This window comes from Microcoleus sp. B13-B6 (assembly GCF_036705405.1).
Taxonomy (GTDB): Bacteria; Cyanobacteriota; Cyanobacteriia; order Cyanobacteriales; family Microcoleaceae; genus Microcoleus.
The window spans coordinates 1-1,510 of sequence record NZ_JAUBUJ010000245.1 but is presented as its reverse complement, the minus strand read 5'-3'; the positions used below and the strand labels follow the sequence as shown (position 1 = coordinate 1,510).

The 1,510-nt window shown below is 45.4% G+C and carries 1 protein-coding gene; it reads left to right on the top strand.

Going from position 1 to position 1,510, the window contains the following annotated elements; genetic code table 11:
• Positions 1-53 precede the first annotated feature (53 nt).
• Entirely contained in the window at positions 54-1,502 is a 1,449-nt protein-coding gene (gene tnpC, locus QUB35_RS38965; RefSeq protein ID WP_333148426.1) for an IS66 family transposase, read from the top strand.
• Positions 1,503-1,510: the final 8 nt, after the last annotated feature.

Sequence of the window (1,510 nt, the reverse complement as noted above, 5' to 3'; positions counted from 1 at the left end):
GTAAGGATTCAGGTCAAAAAAACTTAAGTGGCGGCATCTGGTAAAATAAAGGAATGAAAAAGCCCACAGCCACCAGAGAGCAGAAAAAAACCGAAATCGAGCAGTTGAGCCAAGCTGAACTGGTAGAAATGGTACTGGGGCTGCAAAAAATTATTGAAGAATTGCAAGAAAAACTAGCCATTGCTACGGGAAAAAATCGAACCACCAGTCAGACTTCATCAAAACCTCCATCAACGGATCTCATCCAAAAACCAGAGAAAGCAACAGTCAAACCAGAAGCAGACCAAAAAAAGAAACCAGGTGGACAACCAGGTCATGAGGGGAAAACCCGAAAAGGGTTTGGACGAGTAGACAGAACTGAAATTAGCTCACCCAGCATCTGTCTTAATTGTGGTAGTCAAGAATTAAGTGAAGTAATCAACATCCACTCTCAGCAAGTAGCAAGTCTAGTGGCGAAACCAATTGAAGTCGTTGAATATCAGACACAATCGTGTAAATGTCTCGAATGTGGTGCAGTAGTTAGAGGAGAACCACATCAGGGAGTGGTTCCAGGGCAAGACTTGAGCGTTAATCTCCAAGCCCTCTGCGTCTGGCTGGGCAATTATGGGCATCTTTCCTACGCCAAGCTGACTGAATTATTGTGGGAACTCGGCAGGATAGAAGTGGGAGTGGGAACACTCCAAAAAACCAATCAACGAGTAGCAGCAGCAGTTAAGCCAGCCCTCAATGCACTGTGGAAATGGGTCCCTGAGCAATCAAATGTTCATGTAGATGAAACCCCGTGGTGTGTCATGGGAGTCAAAGAATGGCTATGGACAGCTAGTGGAGAGGGATTCTGTTTATTCCATGCCGCAGATACAAGGGGACGCGTGGAACTAGAAACCATGCTGGGTACAGAATTTGCTGGCGTCTTAAGCTCAGATGATTTCAGTGTTTATAATGGTGGCACAATCACAGCCCAACAGAAGTGTCTAGCTCATTTACGGCGGCATTTTAAGAAAGTGCTGGGACTTGGGGGAAACAATAATAATGCAGAAGTCGCTCAAATATTTCTGTCATTAATTGATGAAGCTTTTAGCTCCCATGAGGCCTGGCGCAAGACGAAGGATCGACTCACCTACGACTCGTGGGCCCAGGATTTCAAAATACGATTGAATAAAGCCCTTGCTACTTGGTTGAACCAAGTTGGTTATGCAGCAGGTTTGTTGCTCAAATCCTTACGAGATAAGGCAGAACAATGGTGGTATTTTCTGAATGACCCCTCGGTGCCTCCGGATAATAATTTAGCAGAACGTTCCCTACGCCTAGCTGTAACGAAACGGAAAGTGTCTGGTGGCTCTCGTTCGATGAAGCGATTTGAGGAAACGGCTAATCTGCTGAGTGTGATTCAAACCTGTCGTTTTCAAGCTCGTTCAGTAATGGCTTTTTTCCGTGAGGCTCTTTCTGCCCATTCTTGTGACTACTTTCCTATGCCTGACCTCATTCCCGAATTTCAGACCTGAATCCTTAC

Coding starts and splice junctions, on each gene's coding strand:
- tnpC (WP_333148426.1), top strand. CDS start 54: ATGAAAAAGCCCACAGCCACCAGAGAGCAGAAAAAAACCGAAATCGAG.